General features: G+C 66.8%; 18 protein-coding genes. 6 read left to right on the top strand and 12 right to left on the bottom strand.

The genetic code is table 11. The annotated features are described in order from the left end of the window. Window positions 1-44: 44 nt before the first annotated feature. On the top strand, window positions 45-482 hold the full coding sequence (locus tag H977_RS0114380) for an SRPBCC family protein (RefSeq protein WP_029108514.1): 438 nt from the start codon (window positions 45-47) through the stop codon (window positions 480-482). On the opposite strand, the gene H977_RS0114375 is transcribed toward H977_RS0114380, so the two are convergent. After that, window positions 483-1,220 carry an Rv3717 family N-acetylmuramoyl-L-alanine amidase gene (locus H977_RS0114375; RefSeq protein WP_029108513.1) on the bottom strand — a complete coding sequence of 246 codons (738 nt, stop codon included), beginning with the start codon at window positions 1,218-1,220 and terminating at the stop codon, window positions 483-485. A gap of 148 nt (window positions 1,221-1,368) precedes the next feature. Here H977_RS0114375 and H977_RS0114370 point away from each other — a divergent pair, with 148 nt between their 5' ends. Continuing rightward, window positions 1,369-1,701: a YbaB/EbfC family nucleoid-associated protein gene (locus H977_RS0114370; protein ID WP_029108512.1), complete on the top strand. Its 333-nt coding sequence runs from the start codon at window positions 1,369-1,371 to the stop codon at window positions 1,699-1,701. Further along, window positions 1,702-2,313 carry a recombination mediator RecR gene (gene recR, locus H977_RS0114365; protein ID WP_029108511.1) on the top strand — a complete coding sequence of 204 codons (612 nt, stop codon included), beginning with the start codon at window positions 1,702-1,704 and terminating at the stop codon, window positions 2,311-2,313. A 92-nt stretch (window positions 2,314-2,405) separates the two neighbouring features. Here recR and H977_RS0114360 read toward each other — a convergent pair whose 3' ends face one another. Continuing rightward, window positions 2,406-3,773, bottom strand: a complete 1,368-nt coding sequence (locus H977_RS0114360; protein WP_155946642.1) for a hypothetical protein — start codon at window positions 3,771-3,773, stop codon at window positions 2,406-2,408. Between the two features lie 560 nt (window positions 3,774-4,333). Here H977_RS0114360 and H977_RS0114355 point away from each other — a divergent pair. Further along, on the top strand, window positions 4,334-5,047 hold the full coding sequence (locus H977_RS0114355; protein WP_029108509.1) for an MBL fold metallo-hydrolase: 714 nt from the start codon (window positions 4,334-4,336) through the stop codon (window positions 5,045-5,047). An 82-nt stretch (window positions 5,048-5,129) separates the two neighbouring features. Here the strand turns inward: H977_RS0114355 and H977_RS0114350 are convergent, their stop codons facing one another. Together H977_RS0114350 and H977_RS0114345 are read right to left on the bottom strand one after the other, a co-directional pair. Next, window positions 5,130-5,867, bottom strand: coding sequence for a type 1 glutamine amidotransferase (locus H977_RS0114350; protein WP_036475931.1), 738 nt, complete (start codon window positions 5,865-5,867; stop codon window positions 5,130-5,132). Then, window positions 5,864-7,084: a Mur ligase family protein gene (locus H977_RS0114345; RefSeq protein ID WP_029108507.1), complete on the bottom strand. Its 1,221-nt coding sequence runs from the start codon at window positions 7,082-7,084 to the stop codon at window positions 5,864-5,866. The genes H977_RS0114350 and H977_RS0114345 overlap by 4 nt, the downstream gene beginning before the upstream one ends. Window positions 7,085-7,181: 97 nt before the next feature. On the opposite strand from H977_RS0114345, the gene H977_RS0114340 reads away from it, so the two are divergent. Continuing rightward, window positions 7,182-8,171, top strand: a complete 990-nt coding sequence (locus tag H977_RS0114340; RefSeq protein WP_029108506.1) for a DEDDh family exonuclease — start codon at window positions 7,182-7,184, stop codon at window positions 8,169-8,171. Window positions 8,172-8,181: 10 nt separating this feature from the next. Here the strand turns inward: H977_RS0114340 and H977_RS0114335 are convergent, their stop codons facing one another. Together H977_RS0114335 and leuA are read right to left on the bottom strand one after the other, a co-directional pair. Continuing rightward, a complete protein-coding gene (locus tag H977_RS0114335; RefSeq protein WP_029108505.1) occupies window positions 8,182-8,568 on the bottom strand; it encodes an SHOCT domain-containing protein in 387 nt (128 codons plus the stop codon). Between the two features lie 50 nt (window positions 8,569-8,618). After that, window positions 8,619-10,451, bottom strand: coding sequence for a 2-isopropylmalate synthase (leuA, locus tag H977_RS0114330; RefSeq protein ID WP_029108504.1), 1,833 nt, complete (start codon window positions 10,449-10,451; stop codon window positions 8,619-8,621). 318 nt (window positions 10,452-10,769) lie between these two features. On the opposite strand from leuA, the gene H977_RS0114325 reads away from it, so the two are divergent. Next, entirely contained in the window at window positions 10,770-10,985 is a 216-nt protein-coding gene (locus H977_RS0114325; protein WP_029108503.1) for a hypothetical protein, read from the top strand. 15 nt (window positions 10,986-11,000) lie between these two features. Here the strand turns inward: H977_RS0114325 and H977_RS0114320 are convergent, their stop codons facing one another. The 6 genes from H977_RS0114320 to glnT all read right to left on the bottom strand — a co-directional run bounded on the left by H977_RS0114320 (window position 11,001) and on the right by glnT (window position 17,176). After that, window positions 11,001-11,645, bottom strand: coding sequence for a helix-turn-helix domain-containing protein (locus H977_RS0114320; protein ID WP_029108502.1), 645 nt, complete (start codon window positions 11,643-11,645; stop codon window positions 11,001-11,003). A gap of 89 nt (window positions 11,646-11,734) precedes the next feature. Beyond that, window positions 11,735-12,916, bottom strand: coding sequence for an NAD(P)/FAD-dependent oxidoreductase (locus H977_RS0114315; protein ID WP_036475928.1), 1,182 nt, complete (start codon window positions 12,914-12,916; stop codon window positions 11,735-11,737). Next, complete coding sequence (locus tag H977_RS0114310) at window positions 12,913-14,253, bottom strand: FMN-binding glutamate synthase family protein (RefSeq protein ID WP_029108500.1); 1,341 nt, start codon at window positions 14,251-14,253, stop codon at window positions 12,913-12,915. The genes H977_RS0114315 and H977_RS0114310 overlap by 4 nt, the downstream gene beginning before the upstream one ends. Further along, on the bottom strand, window positions 14,253-14,975 hold the full coding sequence (locus tag H977_RS0114305) for a GltB/FmdC/FwdC-like GXGXG domain-containing protein (RefSeq protein WP_051288851.1): 723 nt from the start codon (window positions 14,973-14,975) through the stop codon (window positions 14,253-14,255). Before H977_RS0114305 ends, H977_RS0114310 begins: the two co-directional genes overlap by 1 nt. Continuing rightward, complete coding sequence (locus H977_RS0114300; RefSeq protein WP_029108498.1) at window positions 14,963-15,832, bottom strand: class II glutamine amidotransferase domain-containing protein; 870 nt, start codon at window positions 15,830-15,832, stop codon at window positions 14,963-14,965. The genes H977_RS0114305 and H977_RS0114300 overlap by 13 nt, the downstream gene beginning before the upstream one ends. 30 nt (window positions 15,833-15,862) lie before the next feature. After that, window positions 15,863-17,176: a type III glutamate--ammonia ligase gene (gene glnT / locus H977_RS0114295; RefSeq protein ID WP_029108497.1), complete on the bottom strand. Its 1,314-nt coding sequence runs from the start codon at window positions 17,174-17,176 to the stop codon at window positions 15,863-15,865. Window positions 17,177-17,259 lie beyond the last annotated feature (83 nt).

Raw genomic sequence — 17,259 nt, 5'->3', positions numbered from 1 at the left:
TGCCGACGATGCGACCGCAGACACGAGTTGAAGGAGTTTCAGTCATGGGACAGGTCAGTGCGGTCAGCACGGTTCTGATCAACGCCGAGCCGGCCGCTGTGTTCGCCGCGATCGCGGACTACCAGACCGTGCGCCCGAAGATCCTCTCCTCGCACTACCGCGACTACCAGGTGCTCGAGGGTGGTCAGGGCGCGGGCACCGTGGCCGCCTGGAAGCTGCAGGCGACCGAGTCCCGGGTGCGTGACATCAAGGCGTCGGTGGATGTGGCCGGCCACACGGTGATCGAGAAGGACGCCAACTCCAGCCTGGTGACCAACTGGACCGTGGCCCCGGCGGGCACCGGTTCGTCGGTCAACCTCAAGACCAGCTGGACCGGCGCCGGCGGGATCAAGGGTTTCTTCGAGAAGACCTTCGCGCCGCTGGGCCTGCGCAAGATCCAGGACGAGTTGCTGGCCAACCTCAAGAAGGAAGTCGAGAGCTAGCTAGCGCGCCGGGGTCGGGGTCTGCGAGCCCAGATAGGCCACGACGCCCCGGGCGATCGCCTCGGCGTACTTCTGCTGGCCGTCCGGGGTCTTCATCAGGCTGGAGTCGACCGGGTTCTTCATGTTGCCGCACTCGACGAGGATCGACGGGAACTGCGCCAGGTTGAGCCCGGCGATGTCCGAGCGGGCGTCCAGGCCACCCGAACCGATGTAGGTGGCCGGCGGGATACCCGAGGCGGACAGCTGATCGCGCATGGTCTTGGCGAACTGCACCGAAGGCCCGGCCTGCACGTTGTTCAGCGGGGGCGACGAGTACAGCACGTGGAAACCGCGGCCGTTGGCCGGGCCACCGTCGGCGTGGATGGACACGATGGCGTTGGGCCGCAGGGCGTTGGCCATCGAGGCCCGCTCGTCGACGCAGGGGCCCAGCGCGTTGTCGTTGCCGCGCGACATGGCCGTCCGGACACCCATCTGGTTCAGGATGGCCCGCACCCGCAGCGTGGTGTCCCAGGTGAAGGTGTGCTCCGGATATCCGTCCTCGGTGGAGGTGCCGCTGGCCTGGCAGTCCTTGGTACCGCCGCGGCCCGTCGGCACCTGGCGGCTGATCGACGCGTCGTTGGCGCCGTTATGGCCGGGATCGAGGAAGACGATCATGCCGGCGACGTTCGGGGCAGCGGTGGCGTGAGGAGCGTCGACGATCGCCGGGATGGCTGCGGCGACAATAACGCTGCTGACCATCGCGGTGCCGACACGCACGCAGGCTGGGACTCGCACGGGCGCCACGCTAGCCCGCGCGCCGACTAGGCTGAAAGTCCGAATCGCCGCCGACAGGCGAGAGCAACCAAGTCGAGACCAAGACGCAACCAACACGGCAAGGGGACCACTCATGCAACCCGGAGGCACGCCCGACATGTCGGCCCTGCTGGCCCAGGCCCAGCAGGTACAGCAGCAGCTCATGGAGGCGCAGGAGGCGCTGGCCAATTCCGAGGTGCACGGACAGGCCGGTGGTGGGCTCGTGCAGGTCACGGTGAAGGGCAGCGGGGAGGTGGTCGCGGTGGCGATCGATCCCAAGGTCGTCGATCCCGAAGACGTCGAGACCCTGCAGGACCTCATCGTCGGTGCGCTCGCCGATGCGTCCAATCAGGTGACCACGCTGGCGCAGAGCCGCCTGGGCCCGCTCGCCGGCGGGCTCGGCGGTTTCGGACTTCCGGGGCTTTAAGTGTTCGAAGGCCCGGTACAGGATCTGATCGACGAGCTCGGCAAGCTGCCCGGCATCGGGCCCAAGAGCGCCCAGCGGATCGCCTTTCATCTGCTGAGCGTCGAACCGCCGGACATCGATCGGCTGACCGCGGTGCTGGGCCGCGTCCGCGATGGCGTCACATTCTGTGCGGTGTGCGGCAACGTCTCCGATGAGGAACGCTGCCGGATCTGTAAGGACCCCCGCCGCGACGCCTCTTTGGTGTGCGTGGTCGAAGAGCCCAAGGACGTACAGGCCGTCGAGCGCACCCGTGAATTCCGCGGTCGCTACCACGTGCTGGGCGGGGCGCTGGACCCGTTGTCCGGCGTCGGCCCGGACCAGCTGCGTATTCGGGAACTGCTCAACCGCATCGGGGAACGCGTCGACGGCGTCGATGTGGCCGAGGTGATCATCGCGACCGATCCGAACACCGAGGGCGAGGCCACGGCCACCTATCTCGTGCGGATGCTGCGCGACATCCCGGGCCTCACCGTCACTCGCATCGCCTCGGGCCTGCCAATGGGCGGTGACCTGGAGTTCGCCGACGAGCTCACCCTGGGCCGGGCGTTGGCCGGCCGCCGCGCCATGGCCTGACCTCCCCCAAACGCCGCGAAACCGCATTCCAGCAGAGAAAGTTCGAGTAACGGTCTGCTGGAATGCGGTTTCGGCGGAATTGAGATCAGTGGCTACTCGTTGTGGCCGCCACCGCTCTTGTGGCTCGGCTTGGCGGTGCCGGAGTGTCCGCTGCCTGCCGAGCTGCCCGAGCTCTCCGAGCTGGTTGAGCTGCCGGCAGTGCTGGAGCTCTTGTCGGATTTCCCGGCGATCCGCTGGGCCGCCTTCTTGATGTTGTCGCGGATCTGCTTCGCCGGGCTCTTCGTCGCGACCTTCTTGGTTGCGGAGGCCTTCGGGGTCGCGGGGGAGACGACGTCCTCAGGGGCCGCGGAGCCGGTGCCTGCCGCCGCGTCCGCGCTCGAACCGGTTGCGCCGCTGATGGATTCGGCAGGTGCCTCCTCGGCCGGCTTTGCCACGGCGGGCTCGGTGGTGTTCGCGCCCTTCGCCGGAACGGTCTCAGCAGCCTCGGCCGCGTCCGCTGCGGTACCGGAAGCCGGAACACTGAGTGTGACGCTCCGCGCGGAGGGACCGCTGGTCAACGCGTGGACGGTGGAACTGCTCAGTTTGGCGGAGGTGGCTGTCACAGACGAGGGGGCCGGTGCCTGCGGATTCGGGTCGAGTACCCCCGCAATGGTTTTGGGCAGATCGAGCAGCGATGCGATGGGTCCACTTCCCAGCGCGCCGAGCGGGGATGACGGCGACAACAGCCCCGCGACGGGGATGATCCCCAGAATCGTGCCCTTGCCGTTGAGGAATGCATCCGTGAGGGTCGCCGGTGCGTTGATGAGTGCGCTGGCGGCGCCCTCCGCATCTCCGGCGTTGACAGCCTTGACCACTTCTTCGGCGGTTGCGGCCAATCCGTTCACCACGGACAAGATCGGGAAGGCGGCCGGCAGCGCCACCGCGGTCACGATGTTCGGCACCTGTTTGATCACGTTCACGAAGTTTTGCGCCGTCGTGTTGACCGCGGACCAACTGTTGTTCGTCAGATCGAGCAGACCGAGTACCGCCGGAAGCAGGCTGAGCGTCAGCCCGTCCAAGGCCGAGGTGATCTCGCCCTGAGAGATCAGGTCCGACGCCGTCTGCAGCGCCTCGGGTAGTCCCTGGAGCGTGGTCGTGAGGTTGTCGGCATAGGTCTGAAGGGCGTTGCCGACGACCGTCGCGTTGCCGATCTGATTGCTGATGACGGTCCGCAGGATCGGGAAGTCACTGGCCAGCAGTTGCTCGCCGAGCGCCTGCAGGTTGGCACCGGCGTTCGACAGGGTCTGCGCCCAAGCATCTACGGGATTCGTGAGAGCGGACAGTGTCACCGCAGCGGACGACGCGTGAACTGCGGGCAGCTGGATGTCAGTTGGGGTTGGCATGACCGGGCTGACGGCGATGACGCCCGCGCCGGCCAGGGCCACCCCGGCGGTGAAATATGAGCGAACAGCGGTTTGCATGGACTTATTCCTTTGCTTACTCCCCGAGGGGAGCTGATATCTACTTGAGAGTAAGGACAGATTGAACACATAAGTCGACGTCAAATCCATCGTTAGTCCACATAATGAGACGCGAGAACGGGCGTTGGATAGGGGTGTGAGTTTGCTATCGGCTAACCCTACGAACAGGCTGTGGGCGGTATAGCAAACATGCGGTCGTCTAGGTCTGAATCGGGGGACGCATCGCGGACCGAGGAGCGCCCTGTGTGTCGGTCGCTGTCACTAGTTAGCCAGCGCTGCGATTAATGGTCTAGTGGCTGGACCATACCGGCCGGTAGCTTTGGCTAAATGTGATGCGGGTCAGTTTGCGGATGGGGTGTGATGAGGGCAACTGACGCCCCTCAGGCGGGTTGGGGTCACGTCGTTAACCGTCCCTGGCCGGCAATCACAGCTTTTACACAGCTGTCGATTTTGTCCGATTCGCGAACGCACCGTAAAGATTTGTCGAGAAAACTTGACGTTGACGTCAACACAGCGCGGAGCGACGGCTCGGGTGGGGTGGGCGCCGGTAGCGTCGAGACATGCCCGATCTACTCCAGATGGCGGATTCGCTGTACCGGCTGCGCATCCCCGGCGGCCAGGCGCACCTGCTGAACAGCTATCTGTGGACCGAGTCCGACGGTGTGACGTTGATCGACACCGGCTGGCCGGACAGTGCGGGATTGATCGCCGACGCGCTCGCCGATCTGGGGCTGCGGCGTATCCACGTCAAGCGCATCGTGCTCACCCACTTCCATGAGGACCACAGTGGTGCTGCCGCCGAGATCGCGGATTGGTCCGACGTGGAGGTGATCGCAGGCAAAGGTGACGCGAGCTATGTCCGCGGCGACGAATCCGGCCCGCTGCCCGTGTTGACTGACACAGAACGCAATCTGCGCCCTGAATTCGACGCCTCTCCGCATGGCCCCGCATGCCGAGTGGACCGGGTGGTCGCCGATGGCGACGTTCTCGACTTCGCCGGCGGCGCCCAGGTGATCGCCGTGCCCGGCCACACGCCCGGCAGCATCGCGCTGCATCTGCCTGCCGCCGATGCGGTCCTCACCGGTGACGTGGTGGCCGAATTCAACGGACAGGTGATCTTCGGCGTCTTCAACTCCGACCGCTCCGAACTCTCCCGGTCCGTAGAGAGGCTGGCCGCCACGGGCGCGCAGCGCGCCGGATTCGGCCATGGCGAACCGATTCTCGTCGACGCCGCCGCACATATCGCCAAGGCAGTCGACGTCTTCGCATCCTGACTACCGCCGAAACGGCATTCCGGCAGGAGAAGTTCGAGTAAGTCCCTGCCGGAATGCCGTTTCGGCGGAGAAGGGGTGGCGACTAGACCCGGCGCGGGGCAGCCAGGCGTTCGCGACGCAGCATGTCCACCTCGGGCAGCTGCAGTGGCGGAAGCTCTCCCACCACCCGCGAGAGCAGATGGTCGGCCAGCTCCGGGTTGCGGGCCAGACACGGCCCGTGCAGGTAGGTCGCGACCACGCTGCCTTGAACCGCACCGTCGTAGCCGTCGCCCGCCCGATTGCCCGCGCCCTTGGTGACGGCGGCCAGTGGTCGCGCTTCCGACCCCAGAACTGTTCCGCCACGGTGATTTTCGAATCCGGTCAACGGCTGGGTGAGTCCGTCGAGCATGGGCCGTGACGCCACCTCGCCGATGGTCCGGGACTCCTGCGGCGATGTGGTGACGTCGAGCAGCCCGACGCCTTCGACCCGCTCGCCGGCCGAGGTCTCGTACCAGTGCCCCAGCACCTGGATGGCCGCGCAGATCGCGAGCACCGGCGCACCTCGTGAAACTGCCTGCTGCAGACCGGGATACCGGATCAGGTGCTTGGTGGCCAGCCGTTGCGCGTAATCCTCGGCGCCGCCCAGCGTGTACAGATCGAGCGACGACGGTACCGGGTCGCCCAGCGTGATCTCCACGATCTCGGCGTCAATCCCGCGCAACTGCAACCGTTTTCGCAGAACCACTGCATTGCCGCTGTCTCCGTAGGTGCCCATCACGTCGGGCAGCACCAGTCCGATGCTGACCGTTGAATTGCTCCTCGCGTGCGCACCTGCACTCATGAGATCCGCCGATTCAGTTGCAGGAACGCGGTGTAGTTGGCGATCACCTCGACATGTCCGGGTGGGCAGGACTCGATGGCCGCGACGGTGTCGTGCACCAGCGAATGCTCGACGCCCGCGTACCCGAGCCGCACCGCGAGATCGGTCCCGCGCTCCCCGGCGGCCACCACTTGAGTGTCGTCAAAGTGCTCGAACCGAACATCCCACAACCACGACAGATCCTCCCCGTCGGGCACCTGCCCGTTGACGGAGATGACCACCCCGGCGCCGTGCTTGTCCACCATCGACAGCGCCTCTTGCCAGCCGGCCGGGTTTTTGGCCAGCAGGATCCGCGCGGTGTGGGAGCCGATCTGCACCGTGCGGTACCGCCCGGCGACCTCGTCGACGCCGGAAACCGCCGCCACCGCGGCGGCAGGGTCTGCGCCGAGCGCGACGGCGGCCGCGACCGCCTGGGTGGCGTTACCGCGGTTGACTGCGCCCGGCAGGGCCAGCGTCATGGGCAGCACCAGGCCGTCGGGTCCATAGATGTGGGTGTCGTCGAACCACCACTGCGGGGCGGGACGCTTGAAGTCGGTTCCGGTCGAGTACCAGTCCCGCCCGTTGCGCTCGATGATCTCGCCGGACCGTGGACAGCTCACCGAGTCGCCCGCCCAGCTGCCGCCGGCGGCCACCCACACCACATTCGGGCTGTCGTAGGCGGCCGAGGTCATCAGTACGTCGTCGCAGTTGGCCACGATCACCGCGTCGCGATGACGCGCCAGCCCGCCGCGCAGGGTCCGTTCGATGTGGTTGATCTCACCGACCCGGTCCAGCTGGTCACGGGACAGGTTCAGCAAAACGACCACCGCGGCATCAACTGCGTCCAAGACATGCGGGACGTGCATCTCGTCGACTTCCAGGGCCGCCAGCGTCGCATCGCGAGCCCCGGCCAGTGCCGCCACCAGGCCGGCGTCCATGTTGGCGCCCTCGGAGTTACTGGCCACCGGGCCCAACGTGGCCAGTGCGGCCGCAGTCATCCGAGTGGTGGTCGACTTGCCATTCGTGCCGGTCACGACGACGCTGCGGCGGTCCTGGCCAAGTTGACGCAGGATCGAGCGGTCCAGTGTCATCGCCACCAGGCCGCCGATCATCGCGCCCGCGCCGCGGCCGGTGACCCGCGACGCCCAGCGCGCGGTGGATCCGGCGGCCAGTGCGGCGCGCCCGCGAAGGGTCAGCATTCCGGCGATTTTAGGGGCACGACACGCTGGGCTGCCGAGCGAGGCGACGCGGCGCGTCAATCGGACTCTGTCGGGCTCGCGTGCCATCCTGACGAATATGAGCAGCGCGTGGGGCAGGCCGGCATCCGAGCCGGGCGCGGGCTGGGCCGTCGTGGACGTGGAGACCACCGGGTTCCGGCCAGGGCAGGCACGCATCGTCAGCGTCGCCGCCTTGGCGGTCGGGGATGACGGCAACGTCGAGCGCAGCGTGGCCACCTTGCTGAATCCGGGGGTGGATCCGGGGCCGACCCATGTGCATGGGCTGACGGCCGAGATGTTGGAAGGCCAGCCGACCTTCGGCGACGTCGTCGGCGACGTGAGCGACATCCTGCGGGGACGCACCCTGGTGGCCCACAACGTGGGCTTCGATTACAGCTTCCTGGCCGCCGAGGCCGAGCTGGTGGGGGCCGAGCTGCCGGTCGACAGCGTCATGTGCACCGTGGAGCTGGCCCGTCGGCTGGCGCTGGGCACCGACAATCTGCGCCTGGAGACCCTGGCGGCGCATTGGGGCGTCAGCCAGATGAAGCCGCACGACGCGCTCGACGACGCGCTGGTGCTGGCGCAGATCCTCAAACCGACATTGGCCCGGGCCCGCGACCGCAAGGTCTGGCTGCCGCTGCGGGAGGTGAGCCGGCGCCGCTGGCCCAATGGGCACATCACCCATGAGGAGCTGCGGCCGTTGAAGATGCTGGCCTCGCGGCTGCCGTGCGATTACGCCAACCCTGGCATCTACGTGGCGGGCCGACCACTGGTGCAGGGCATGCGGGTGGCGTTGTCGGCAGAGGTGGCGCGCACCCACGAGGAGCTCATCGAGCGCATCCTGCACGCCGGGCTGGCCTACACGGACCTGGTTGACCAGCAGACGTCGTTGGTGATCTGCAACGAACCCGCACCCGATCAGGGCAAGGGCTACCAGGCCGTGGAGGCGGGTGTACCGCTCCTCGACGACGAGACGTTCATGGGCCTGCTGGCCCATGTCCTCGGTGGTGCGAACATCGAGGAGTTCCACGACACCGCCGCCGAGAGCGATCAGTACACGCTGTTCTGACTCGGCACCGTCAGCCCAGAGCCTTCGCCTTCAACCCGTCGAACTCGGCCTGGGTGATCGTGCCCGCGTCCAGCAGTGCCTTGGCGTCGGCGATCTCCTGTGCCGGGGACCGGCCCGCCGCCTGCTTGATGTAGTCGTCGGTTTCCTGCTTGGCCGCCAGTGCCGCCGCCTGAGCGCGCTCGGACATGCCCTGGCCGCGAGCGATGAGGTAGACCAGCGCGGTCAGCCACGGCAACAGGATCAGGAAGATCACCCACACGGCTTTGACCCAGCCGGAGGTCTTGTGATCACGCCAGAACAGGTCTGTCAGGATCTGGAACAGCACCAGCAGGTACGCGATCCAGGCGAAGATGATCAGGAAATGCCACAGGAAATCCCATGTCGAACCCCAGTCCATGGACTGCTCCTTGCAGTTGGCGTCGGCGCAGTGATCTACGCCGACGTCAGCTAAGCACGCGCGGCGCGGTTGACGGCAGATACGACTGCGCGAAGTGATGCAGTTGTGATCGACGTGGCGATGCCGACGCCCCACACGGTCCTGCCGCCGATCGACGCCTCGACATAGGCCGCGGCCTGCGCTTCTTCGCCCGAGGACATGGCGTGCTCGGAGTAGTCCAGCACGTTGATGTCATAGCCGATGGCGCCGAGGGCGTCGACGAACGCCGCCAGCGGGCCGTTGCCCGCACCGATGATCTCGCGCTCGACACCGTCGATCTTGACGATCGCGGTGATGGTGTCGGTACCACCATCTTCTTCGGAGGCGTCCACCTTCTGCCGGATGCGCTCCAGCGGCGTGATCGGGGCCAGGTACTCCTCGGAGAACGCGCCCCAGATCTCCTTGGGTGAAACCTCGCCGCCCTCGCCATCGGTGATCGCCTGGATGGCCTGGCTGAACTCGATCTGCAGCCGCCGCGGCAGCGACAGACCGTGGTCGGCTTTCATGATGTAGGCCACGCCGCCCTTGCCGGACTGCGAGTTCACCCGGATCACGGCTTCGTACGTGCGGCCGACGTCCTTGGGGTCGATCGGCAGGTAGGGAACTTGCCACAGGAGATCATCGACATCGGTGTCGGCGGCATCCGCATCCACCTTCATCTGGTCCAGGCCCTTGTTGATGGCGTCCTGGTGGCTGCCGGAGAATGCGGTGTAGACCAGGTCACCGCCGTAGGGGTGACGTTCGTGCACGGGCAGCTGGTTGCAGTACTCGACCGTGCGACGGATCTCGTCGATGTTGGAGAAGTCGATCTGCGGGTCGACGCCGCGGCTGAACATGTTCAGCCCCAGCGTCACCAGGCAGACGTTGCCGGTGCGCTCGCCGTTGCCGAACAGGCAGCCCTCGATCCGGTCGGCACCGGCCTGGTAGCCCAATTCGGCTGCGGCAACACCGGTTCCGCGGTCGTTGTGGGGGTGCAGGCTCAGGATGATCGAGTCGCGCGGGGTCAGGTGCCGGCTCATCCACTCGATCGAATCGGCGTAGACGTTCGGGGTGGCCATCTCGACGGTCGCAGGCAGGTTGACGATCAGCGGCCACTCGGGCGTCGGCTTGACGATGTCGGCCACGGCGTTGCACACCTCGACGGCGTACTCCAGCTCGGTGCCCGTGTACGACTCGGGGGAGTATTCGAAGCGCCACCGCGTCTGCGGGTATTTCTTGGCCTCCTCGACGCACAGCTCGGCGCCGTCCGTGGCGATCTTCTTGACGGCGTCGCGGTCCGCGCGGAACACCACGCGGCGCTGCAGGATCGACGTCGAGTTGTAGAAGTGCACGATCGCCTGTGGAGCTCCGGCACACGCCTCGAAGGTGCGCTCGATCAGCTCGGGGCGGCACTGGGTCAGCACCTGGATGGTGACGTCGTCGGGAATCGCCCCGTCCTCGATGATCTCGCGGACGAAGTCGTAGTCGGTCTGGCTGGCCGACGGGAAGCCGACCTCGATCTCCTTGTAGCCCATCCGGACCAGCAGGTCGAACATGCGGCGCTTGCGCGCCGGGCTCATCGGGTCGATCAGGGCCTGATTGCCGTCACGCAGGTCGACCGCGCACCACATCGGCGCCTTGTCGATGACGCGGTCCGGCCACGTGCGGTCGAACGGAACGGGAGCCGGGGCGAATGCCGGGCTGCCGCCGGGGACTTCTTCGGCGAAGCTGCGGTAGCGGCTGACCGGCATGGATGAGCCGCGCTGGGTATTCCAGACGGGCTGGCCGGGGTTGGGTGCACCGGCCGGCGTGTTGATCGCGCGCACCGAACTGAAGGCATCTGCAGAGATGTCGGGGGTGGTCATGGTTTTGCTCCGGGAGTTGAAGGGGGACCCGACCGGCGCATCGCGAAAACCCGCGACGGGAAGCCGGTCTGATCAGACCCCGTCGCGGCGTCCGAGAAGGAGCACCCGCTGCACGCGGTCAACTGTACTCCGCCTCAATCCCAGGCCAAAACTCGCGGTTGACGTGCGGTTCCTCCGATCGGGGGAACACATCTTCACCAGCCTCATCGCCCGATTGCCGGACAGACCGGCAGCCGTCCAGGCCGCATTCTTGTCTCAGTGGTCGAACAGGCCGCCAAGCAATACGAAATAGCAACCAAGACAAAAGGATTCACGAACATGACCAAATTCACCAAGGCCCTGGCACTGCCCGTCCTGTCCGCAGGTTTCCTCGGCGCCGTCGCGCTGGGCCTGGCCGGAACGGCCGCCGCTCAGGAGCCGCAGGGCCCGGGCAACCTCTACAGCCCCGACACCTATGCCACCCCGGCTCCCGGCATGAAGCCCGGCTGGCACAACCACCATGGCCCGCAGCGGATCCTCAGCATCTACGAGTAATCCCGGGAAGTTGACTCACACCTGGGAATCGGGGAAGGCGATCACCGACAGGAACCGGATCGGCAGTTCGATCAGGTCAACCGGTCCGTGAGCGCCTTCCCCGTCGATCTGCAGGGAGTCGCCCGGCTGCAGCCGATAGACCGAGCGGCTGTGGCTGTAGTCCATGACGCCGGAGAGCATGTAGATGAACTCGGTGCCCGGATGCTGGAACAGCGGGTACGTCTGACTCTTCTCGGTCAGCGTGACGTGCAGGCATTCCAGACGCTTGTGCTCGCCGCGCAGCGAGCTGAGCAGCTGGTATTCGTGCCCCTGCTTGGTGCCGTTGCGCACGATCTCCGGACCGGTGCCCGCTTTGACGAATGCGGCCGGACGTTCGACGTCGGCCCCGCGGAACAGGCTGGTCACCGGAACGTCGAGCCCCTTGGCAAGTAGGGCCAGGGTGGACAGGCTGCACGAGGTCTGGGCGTTCTCGATCTTGGAGAGCATCGCCTTGGAGATGCCCACCCTGGTGGCCATGTCCGCGACGGTCAGCCCGTGCTGCTGGCGCAGTTGACGCACATTGCGCCCGATCGCCGCCTCGAATTCGAGGTCCTCGACAGGGGCGTGCGGATCGCGCTCGCGGGCCGTGCCGACGTTTCGGATCAGCGGAACGTCACTCATGCGCAATCCGCCTGCGGCTTCTTGCTGTCCCTCATGCGCGATCCGCCTGCGGCTTCTTGCTGTCCCTCATGCGCGATCCGCCCCCCGGTCTATCGCATCTCCCCGGCACCCACGTACGGGTACCGGCTCTTGAGCAAATTGTCCTCCGCGAACCGGGTCAGGCGGAAATCCGACTCGGGTATCCGCGGGTCGCGGCTGTGGCCGTCGATCACCAGGTCGGCGATGAGCCCGCCGACCGCCGGGGCGATCTTGAAGCCGTGCCCGCTGAATCCGGCCGCCACCAGCAGGCCGTCGATGCCGGTGCGGGAGATGACGGGGTTCCAGTCCGGGGTGACGTCGTAGCAGCCGGCGTAGCTGCCGGCGATTGCCGCGTCGGGGAAACCGGGAAATCGGGTGCCCACCTTGTCGACGGTCAGATCGATGAAGCCGTCGGTGGCCCGGTTCAGGTAGTCGTCGGGGTCGGCAAGCTCCAACTCGGCCAGATCGGAGTTCCCGAACAGCAGTTCTCCGTTGGGCTCGGGCCGAATGTATTGCAGCGAGACCAGATCGGAGAAGACGGGCACCGGACCCGTGTCCACCCCGGGTTTGATCGTCACGATCTGTTCCCGGTGCACGTGGATCGGGACGTCGATGCCATAGGGCGCCAGGAACGGACCGGTCCACACTCCGGTCGCGACGACGACGCTGCCAGCCGACACCCGCGTGCCGTCGGCCAATGTGACACCGGTGACCCGATCCCCGTCGATCAGCAGCCCGGTCACGTTGGCGCCCTGGTGGATTCGTACCCCAGCTGCCCTGGCCGTCACCGCGAACGCCTGCGCGGTCTGGTAGGCGTCGCCGTAGCCGCCGCGGGCCTCCCAGCCGAAAGCCGCGAACGGTTCCAGATCCGCCCACGGCCACAGCTTGGCCACCTCGACGGCGTCGATCTCCTCGGTCTGCACGCCGACCTCGCGTTGGGTGGCCAGGCTCTTGCGCAGGTTGTCGACGTTGCGTTCCCCGACGCCGACGACATAGCCGGTCTGCCGGAACCCGATGTCGGTCCCGAAGTACTGCTCAGCGCCTTCGAAGACCGCGAGGCCGACGGTGGCCATCGCCGCCAGCGAGCTCACCCCGTAGTGGCAACGCACGATACCGCTGGATTTCCCGGTCATGCCCGAGCCGACGGTATTACGTTCCAGGACAGTCACATTGGTGACGCCTCGCTGACTCAGAGCCCAGGCCGCGGCGGCCCCTTCCAGGCCGCCGCCGACGATGACGACGTCGGCGTTCACGAGCCCGGTATCCAGTTCGTGCCGGCCAGCGGAACTCTGGCCATCGCCGCGGCCTCGATGGTGATCGCCACCAGATCCTCGGGTTCCAGGTGGCACACGTGTGCTTTCCCGCAGGCCCGGGCGATGGTCTGAGCCTCCATGGTCAGCACCCGTAGATAGTTGGCCAGCCGCCGGCCGCCCTCGATCGGATCGAATCGGGCCGCCAGTTCCGGGTCCTGCGTGGTGATGCCGGCAGGGTCGCGCCCGTCCTGGAAGTCATCGTAGAAACCGGCTGCGCTGCCGAGCTTTTCGTACTCGGCGGCGTAGCGGGGATGGTTGTCGCCCAGAGCGATCAACGCGGCGGTGCCGATCGCCACGGCATCGGCGCCCAGTGCCAGTGCCTTGGCGACGTCGGCGCCGGAGCGGATGCCACCGCTCACGATCAACTGCACTCCGCCATTTCCCGTCGCTCCGCAAGCTCCGCTCGCCCCGGTCCGATGCACTCCCAGTTCCTGCAACGCCTGCACCGCCTGCGGGATCGCTGCCAGGGTCGGGATGCCGACGTGTTCGATGAACACCTCCTGGGTGGCGGCCGTGCCGCCCTGCATGCCGTCGACCACCACCACGTCGGCTCCGGCATGCACGGCCAGCTTGACGTCGTAGTACGTGCGGGTGGCCCCGACCTTGACGTAGATCGGCTTCTCCCAGTCGGTGATCTCCCGCAGTTCGTTGATCTTGATGGTGAGATCGTCGGGGCCGGTCCAGTCCGGGTGCCGGCACGCACTGCGCTGATCGATGCCCTCCGGCAGGGTCCGCATCTGGGCGACCCGAGGGGAGATCTTCTGACCCAACAGCATTCCGCCGCCGCCGGGTTTGGCGCCCTGGCCGAGCACCACCTCGATGGCGTCCGCCTTGCGCAGATCGTCGGGATTCATCCCGTAGCGCGAGGGCAGGTACTGGTACACCAGGTGCTTGCTCTGCCCGCGCTCCTCGGGTGTCATGCCGCCGTCGCCGGTGGTGGTCGAAGTGCCTGCCTCGCTGGCCCCGCGGCCCAGAGCCTCCTTGGCGGGCCCGGACAGCGCGCCGAAGCTCATCCCGGCAATGGTGACCGGGATATCCAGGTGCAGGGGATGTTTGGCATGCCGGTCGCCGAGCACCACGTCGGTGCCGCAGCGTTCGCGGTAGCCCTCCAGCGGGTAGCGCGACATCGAGGCGCCGAGGAACAACAGGTCGTCGAAATGAGGTAGCCGTCGCTTGGCTCCCCAGCCGCGGATGTCATAGATCCCGGTCTCGGCGGCACGCTGGATGTCGGCGATGGTGGACCGATCGAAGGTGGCGGATTCGCGAAGGTTGGTCATCAGTAGGCACTCGCATTGTCGACGTGGAAGTGGTAGAGGCTCCTGGCCGAGCCGTAGCGGGTGTAGGCCGCGGTGTCGTCGTCCCGGAATCCACTGGCTTCCAACAGCTCCGCGAGTTCGGCATGGTGCTCGGGGCGCATGGGTTTGGCGATGCAGTCCGCGCCAAGGGAGGCCACCTCGCCGCGCACGTAGATCCGTGCCTCGTAGATCGAGTCGCCCAGGGCCTCCCCGGCGTCGCCGCGGACCACCAGCCGGCCGGCTTGCGCCATGAACGCGCTCATGTGGCCGATGCTGCCGCCCACCACGATGTCGACGCCCTTCATCGAGATGCCACACCGCGCAGCCGCGTCGCCCTGGATGACCAGCAGGCCACCGTGCGCGGTGGCTCCCGCCGACTGCGAGGCGTTGCCGGTGACGCGCACCGCGCCGCTCATCATGTTCTCCGCCACCCCGGTTCCGGCGTTGCCGTTGATCGTGACTTCGGCCAGCTGATTCATTCCCGCGGCGTAGTAGCCGACATGGCCCTCGATGGTGACGCGCACCGGCGCGTTGAGGCCGACGGCCACGTTGTGTGCGCCGTCGGGATGGGCGATGACGTAGTCGCCCTCGACACCCGGCTCGTGCAGCGCCGCATTCACCTCGCGCAAAGGCGTTGTGCGTAAATCGAACCGCGACAGATTCCCCGGTCGCTGCGCTCCTGCCCGCCGTATCAACGTGTCCATGCGTAGACCACCTCCGGTTCCGGTTCCCAAATGCGTGCGTGCTCGACCCCCGGCAACCCGGCCAGCGCGCGGTACTCGCTGGCCATGGCCACCCAATCGGCGGTTTCGGCGATCACGGCAGGCTTGCAGGCGATGGCGTCGCGCACCACCGCGAACGAGTCGTGATCGGAGACCAGCAGGGTGTAGAAGCCGTCAAAGGTGGCGCACAGTTCCTTGAGCGCGGTCGCCACATCGCGGCCGGCCGCCAGCTGTTCTGCCACGAACCGCGCGCCCACCTCGGTGTCGTTCTCGCTGTCGAACACCACACCGGCCCGGCGTAGGTCGCGACGGATGGAGGCGTGGTTGGCGAAAGATCCGTTGTGCACCAGGCACTGTCCGGGACCGACGGTATAGGGATGGCAGCCCGATGGGGTGACGGCCGATTCGGTGGCCATTCGGGTGTGTCCGACGCCTTGCCAGCCCGACGCCTTGTCCAGTCCCCAGGCGTCGGTGAGCGTGCGTGGATGGCCGACGCCCTTGAGCACCGCCAGATCGGCTCCGAAGCCCGAGATCAACGCCGTCGGGTAGGCCGCCCGGACCAGATCCAACAGCTCCTCGGATTCCATGTCGGCCGACAGGAGGTACGTCGAATCAACCTGCACCACTTCCACGTCCGGGCCCAGGGCCGGTACCTCGGCGATGTCGGTCACCGAGACGCAACCCTGTCCGTACGGCGACCACTCCGGGTCTCCGTAGACCGCGACTCCCGCCGAATCCGCGCCGCGGTCGGACATCTCGCCCAGCATCGCGGCGAGCAACTCGCCCAGCCGCGGATACAGCTCCGGTGTACGCAGGTGCAATCCCACGATCCCGCACATGTCTTCTCCGTTCTCCTGAAAGCGATTCGGCTAGAAAGCCGTCAGATACTGGTCGACCTCCCACGGCGACACGGTGCCGTGATAGGCGAAGAACTCCGCGCGTTTGACGTCGGCGAAGTAGGAGGCGACGCCGTCGCCCGCGACATCGAGCACGCCTGTGACGACTGGATCGACCTCAAGTGATTCGACCGCGTGCAGCAGCGTGGGTGGCAGTGCCGCCGGTCCCTGGGCGCCCACGGCTCCGGGATCGAGGCTGCGTTTGACGCCGTCGAGGCCGGCGCCCAGCGCCGCGGCGATCGCGAGGTACGGATTGGCCGAGCCGTCACCGCCGCGCAACTCGATGCGTTGACTGTCGGGCACGCGGATGTAGTGGGTACGGTCGTTGCCGCCGTAGCTGGGCTTGCGAGGGGCCCACGACGCTCCGGACGCGGTTGAGGTGGCGCCGGTTCGCTTGTAGGAGTTGACCGTCGGAGCGACGACCGACTGCAGCGCACACGCGTGGTCGAGGATGCCGCCGATGAAGGCGTATGCCGTCTCGGACAGGCCGAGGCCGTGTGGGTCTGCCTCGTCGGATCCTGCCGGGAACACCGGGTTTCCACCGCTGGTGAGCGACACGTGCAGATGCAGGCCGCTGCCCGTGCGATCGCTGAACGGCTTGGGCATGAAGGTGGCCACCATGTCACGTTCGGCGGCGATCATCGACAAGAGGTAGCGCAGCGTGATCACGCGGTCGGCGGTGGTCAGCGCGTCGGAGAACTCGAAGTTCTGCTCGAACTGCCCGTTGCCGTCCTCGTGGTCGTTGGCGTAGTTGGACCACCCGAGGGTGTTCATGGCGGTGGAGATCGCGGTCAGGTGGTCGTACATGCGGGTGACGCCGCGCGCGTCGTAACAGGGTTGGGCGGCGGTGTCGGCCGCGTCAGCTGTGGCCAGCATGCCATCGTTGTTGCGCCGCAACAGGAAATACTCGACCTCGGCGCCCACCCAGGGTTCGTATCCGGCGTCGGCGGCGCGCTGGATGAGTCCCTTGAGGATCACCCGCGGCGCATACGGCCATGGTGTGCCCTGGACATGGGGGTCGCAGTGCACCAGGGCCAGGCCTTCTTTGATGAACGGTATGGGGGTGAACGACGCCGGATCGGGGATCGCGATCAGGTCGGGGTCTTTGGGCTCCTGACCCATGGCGCCGACGGCGTAGCCGGCGAACCCGACGCCGTCGGTGGCGAGGAGTTCGACCGATTCAACGGGAACCAGTTTGGCGCAGGGCTTTCCGCGCAGGTCTACGAACAGCGCGAGGATGAACTTGGTGCCGGATTGTTCGGCGAGGGTGGCGAGATCGGAGGGCATAGCACCAGCACTTTCGTCTCTTGGCGAGAATCACCGTATCACTGTAGGAAACATCGGCAAGTCGAGGAATCCCCGGTCACCGG

The organism is Mycobacterium sp. URHD0025 (genome assembly GCF_000426065.1).
Taxonomy (GTDB): Bacteria; Actinomycetota; Actinomycetes; order Mycobacteriales; family Mycobacteriaceae; genus Mycobacterium.
The sequence above is the reverse complement of the archived record's forward strand: the minus strand, read 5'-3'. Positions and strand labels throughout refer to the sequence as shown.

Coding starts and splice junctions, on each gene's coding strand:
- H977_RS0114380 (WP_029108514.1), top strand. CDS start 45: ATGGGACAGGTCAGTGCGGTCAGCACGGTTCTGATCAACGCCGAGCCG.
- H977_RS0114375 (WP_029108513.1), bottom strand. CDS start 1,220: ATGGTCAGCAGCGTTATTGTCGCCGCAGCCATCCCGGCGATCGTCGAC.
- H977_RS0114370 (WP_029108512.1), top strand. CDS start 1,369: ATGCAACCCGGAGGCACGCCCGACATGTCGGCCCTGCTGGCCCAGGCC.
- H977_RS0114360 (WP_155946642.1), bottom strand. CDS start 3,773: ATGCAAACCGCTGTTCGCTCATATTTCACCGCCGGGGTGGCCCTGGCC.
- H977_RS0114355 (WP_029108509.1), top strand. CDS start 4,334: ATGCCCGATCTACTCCAGATGGCGGATTCGCTGTACCGGCTGCGCATC.
- H977_RS0114350 (WP_036475931.1), bottom strand. CDS start 5,867: ATGAGTGCAGGTGCGCACGCGAGGAGCAATTCAACGGTCAGCATCGGA.
- H977_RS0114345 (WP_029108507.1), bottom strand. CDS start 7,084: ATGCTGACCCTTCGCGGGCGCGCCGCACTGGCCGCCGGATCCACCGCG.
- H977_RS0114340 (WP_029108506.1), top strand. CDS start 7,182: ATGAGCAGCGCGTGGGGCAGGCCGGCATCCGAGCCGGGCGCGGGCTGG.
- H977_RS0114335 (WP_029108505.1), bottom strand. CDS start 8,568: ATGGACTGGGGTTCGACATGGGATTTCCTGTGGCATTTCCTGATCATC.
- leuA (WP_029108504.1), bottom strand. CDS start 10,451: ATGACCACCCCCGACATCTCTGCAGATGCCTTCAGTTCGGTGCGCGCG.
- H977_RS0114325 (WP_029108503.1), top strand. CDS start 10,770: ATGACCAAATTCACCAAGGCCCTGGCACTGCCCGTCCTGTCCGCAGGT.
- H977_RS0114320 (WP_029108502.1), bottom strand. CDS start 11,645: ATGAGTGACGTTCCGCTGATCCGAAACGTCGGCACGGCCCGCGAGCGC.
- H977_RS0114310 (WP_029108500.1), bottom strand. CDS start 14,253: ATGACCAACCTTCGCGAATCCGCCACCTTCGATCGGTCCACCATCGCC.
- H977_RS0114305 (WP_051288851.1), bottom strand. CDS start 14,975: ATGGACACGTTGATACGGCGGGCAGGAGCGCAGCGACCGGGGAATCTG.
- H977_RS0114300 (WP_029108498.1), bottom strand. CDS start 15,832: ATGTGCGGGATCGTGGGATTGCACCTGCGTACACCGGAGCTGTATCCG.
- glnT (WP_029108497.1), bottom strand. CDS start 17,176: ATGCCCTCCGATCTCGCCACCCTCGCCGAACAATCCGGCACCAAGTTC.